The 3,404-nt window shown below is 58.0% G+C and carries 4 protein-coding genes; all 4 read left to right on the plus strand.

Annotation, left to right across the window (positions count from 1 at the left end; translation table 11 throughout):
* On the plus strand, window positions 1–386 hold a 386-nt coding region (locus Q7T06_RS00320; RefSeq protein WP_304778196.1), incomplete at its 5' end, for a pyridoxine 5'-phosphate synthase.
* Window positions 383–775 carry a holo-ACP synthase gene (gene acpS / locus Q7T06_RS00325; RefSeq protein ID WP_304778201.1) on the plus strand — a complete coding sequence of 131 codons (393 nt, stop codon included), beginning with the start codon at window positions 383–385 and terminating at the stop codon, window positions 773–775. The genes Q7T06_RS00320 and acpS, both read left to right, overlap by 4 nt.
* A complete protein-coding gene (nagZ, locus tag Q7T06_RS00330) occupies window positions 772–1,845 on the plus strand; it encodes a beta-N-acetylhexosaminidase (RefSeq protein WP_304778205.1) in 1,074 nt (357 codons plus the stop codon). Before acpS ends, nagZ begins: the two co-directional genes overlap by 4 nt.
* Window positions 1,846–1,886: 41 nt before the next feature.
* On the plus strand, window positions 1,887–3,404 hold a 1,518-nt coding region (gene uvrC, locus Q7T06_RS00335), incomplete at its 3' end, for an excinuclease ABC subunit UvrC (RefSeq protein WP_304778209.1).

Below are 3,404 nucleotides of genomic sequence, written 5' to 3' on the forward strand. Positions count from 1 at the left end.
GGCAGTTGCAGGCGGAGGGCATACGCGTGAGCCTGTTCATCGATGCCGACGCGGCGCAAATCCAGGCTGCAGCCGAAGCCGGCGCACCGGTAATCGAATTGCATACCGGCCGCTATGCCGATGCGCACGATGCCACGCAGCAGCAAGCCGAACTGCAGCGCATCGAGCGTGCCGTGGTGGAGGGCGTCAAGCGGGGCTTGAAAGTCAATGCCGGCCACGGCTTGCATTACACGAATGTGCAGGCGATCGCAGCGATACAGGATATCGGCGAGCTCAATATCGGTCACGCGATCGTCGCCCACGCGGTGTTCGTCGGCTGGCAAAATGCCGTACGCGAAATGAAGGCGATCATGATAGCCGCGCGAATCGGAGGATTGCACAAATGATTTACGGCATAGGCACCGATATCATCAAGATAGATCGCATAGAGGCTGCGCTCGGCCGGCATGGCGACCGTTTCGCCGAACGCGTGCTGGGCGTGGAAGAGCTGCAGAAATACCACAGCCGCAAGGCCAAGGTGGCTGCGCGCGGCTTGCGTTTTCTGGCGACGCGCTTTGCCGCCAAGGAAGCGTTTTCGAAAGCGATCGGACTCGGCATACACATGCCGATGACCTGGCGTGCCGCGCAGATACTGAATGCCCCCAGCGGTAAGCCTATCGTGGTCACCAGCGGCAAGCTGGCAGAATTTATGGAAATGAATGGATTGACCGCACAGGTTACGCTTACCGATGAAGTCGACTATGCGGTCGCTTTTGTGATTGTGGAGAAAAAATGAACGCAGCAGCAGCTTCAAATTCGGCAGCAAATTCCGGTTCCGCTTTTGGTCCCATCATGCTGGACGTGGTTGGCACCAGTCTGACTGCAGACGACATCCGGCGCATACAGCATCCATTGACCGGTGGCGTGATTCTGTTTGCGCGCAACTACAAGGACAGGGCGCAATTGACTGCGTTGACGGCGGCTATCCATGCGGCACGTCCCGGCATCGTGATTGCAGTCGATCATGAAGGCGGTCGTGTGCAACGCTTCAAGACAGATGGCTTCACGCACTTGCCGGCGATGCGCAAACTGGGCGCCTTGTGGGATAAAGATGTGCTGGCGGCGACCAAGGCGGCAACCGATGTCGGTTATGTGCTGGCGGCGGAGTTGCGTGCCTGCGGCGTCGATCTGTCGTTCACGCCTGTGCTCGATCTTGATTACGGCGAATCAGGTGTGATCGGCGACCGCGCCTTTCATCGTGATGCACGCGTCGTGACCTTGCTGGCCAAGAGTTTGAATCACGGCTTGATGCTGGCGGGCATGCTTAACTGCGGCAAGCATTTCCCAGGACACGGTTTTGTGAAGGCGGATTCACACCTGGAAATTCCAGTCGATGAACGTGAACTGAAACAGATACTAGCGGAAGATGCCGCACCTTACGACTGGCTGGGCTTGAGCCTGGCCGGGGTGATGCCGGCACATGTGATCTATCCGAAAGTGGACAAGCATCCGGCAGGATTTTCACGCAAGTGGCTGACGATGTTGCGCAAGGATTTTGGTTTTGACGGCATCATCTTCAGCGATGACTTGAGTATGGAAGGTGCCAGTGTGGCCGGCAATGTCGTCGATGGCGCGCATGCTGCGCTAGCAGCCGGTTGCGACATGGTCTTGATCTGCAATGCGCCGGACAAGGCGGATCAATTGCTGGCTGGCTTGAAGATCAAGGATGGCAAGGCGATGGCGCAATCGGCCGCACGCATCGCTGGATTGACGCCGCAAGCGCCGGCCCTTGCATGGGATGCGCTGCAACAGGAAGCGCGCTATATCGCAGCGAAGAAAGTTGCGCTGGCACTGGCTGCGGCTTGATGTCATTTTTCGATTTTCGATAATGAGCAGGGCTGTGCATCATGTCTGAAATTGAGCCGCCAGATGCGCGCGCCATCGTGCTGGAAACGGTAGCCAAGCTGCCGCACCTGCCCGGTGTGTATCGTTATTTCGATGCCGAGAATAATCTGCTGTATGTCGGCAAGGCGCGCGACCTGAAGAAGCGCGTCTCCAGCTATTTCCTGAAGAATCTCGCCAGTCCGCGCACGGCGCTGATGGTCGAGCGCATCGCGCGTCTGGAGACGACGGTCACGCGCAGCGAAGCCGAGGCGCTGCTGCTTGAAAACAATCTGATCAAGACGCTGCAGCCGCGTTACAACATCCTGTTTCGTGACGATAAATCCTATCCCTACCTGAAGATCACCGGCCAGGAATTCCCGCGCATGGCGTATTACCGTGGCGCGGTCGATAAAAAAAATCAGTACTTCGGTCCTTTTCCCAGTGGTTGGGCAGTCAAGGAATCGATGCAGATTTTGCAAAAGGTATTCCTGCTGCGCACCTGCGAAGATTCTGTATTCGCCAATCGCACGCGGCCCTGCCTGCTGCATCAGATTCACCGCTGCAGCGCACCGTGCGTCAACTACATCAGCCGCGAAGACTATGCACTTGATGTCGACAATGCAGCGAAATTTCTGCGCGGGCGCCAGACTGAAGTGCTGGAAGCATTGCAGGCCAAGATGCTGACGTATGCGGAGGAGTTGAAGTTCGAGCAAGCCGCGCTGGTGCGCAACCAGATCAATGCCTTGTCGCGCGTCCTGCACCAGCAAAGCATGGAAACCGGCGGCGATGCCGATATCGATATCATTGCGGTGATCGTGCAGGGCGGTCGCGCCTGCGTCAACCTGGCGATGGTGCGCGGCGGCCGCCATCTGGGCGATCGCGCCTATTTCCCTACGCATGTCGATAATGCATTGAGCAATGCAGAAGATTCGCTGGCGGTGGAAGTGATGAAGGCGTTTCTCGCGCAGCATTACATAGACAAGTTCATTCCGGGCACGCTGATACTGAACACCGAATTTGACGAACCTGAACTGATGCTGGCGCTGATGGAACAATGCGGACATCGCATCAACCTGACTTTCCAGCCACAGGGGCCGCGCCGCCAGTGGCTTGAGATGGCGCAGAAGGGCGCCGAGATTTCACTCGCGAGGCTATTGTCCGAGCAGGGCTCGCAACAGACACGCACCCGCATGCTGGTCGATGCGCTGGGGCTGGACGTGGCGGATATAGAAGCGTTCCGTGTCGAGTGCTTCGATATCAGCCATACGCAAGGCGAGGCCACGCAGGCGTCGTGCGTGGTGTTTCATCACCACGCGATGCAGAATGGCGAGTATCGCCGCTACAACATCAATGACATCACGCCCGGCGACGATTACGCCGCGATGCGCCAGGTACTGATGCGCCGCTACGAGAAGGTTGCCAATGGCGAGGGCGTAATGCCCGACGTCGCGTTGATCGATGGCGGCAAGGGCCAGGTTGAAATGGCGCGCCAGGTGTTCGTCGAGCTGGGGCTGGATATCAGCCTGATCGTTGGCGTGTCC

This window comes from Herminiimonas sp., from assembly GCF_030645555.1.
GTDB lineage: Bacteria > Pseudomonadota > Gammaproteobacteria > Burkholderiales > Burkholderiaceae_D > Oxalicibacterium.

What these genes read in the sequence shown, in the direction of transcription:
- acpS (WP_304778201.1), top strand. Translation starts at nt 383, where the DNA reads ATGATTTACGGCATAGGCACCGATATCATCAAGATAGATCGCATAGAG.
- nagZ (WP_304778205.1), top strand. Translation starts at nt 772, where the DNA reads ATGAACGCAGCAGCAGCTTCAAATTCGGCAGCAAATTCCGGTTCCGCT.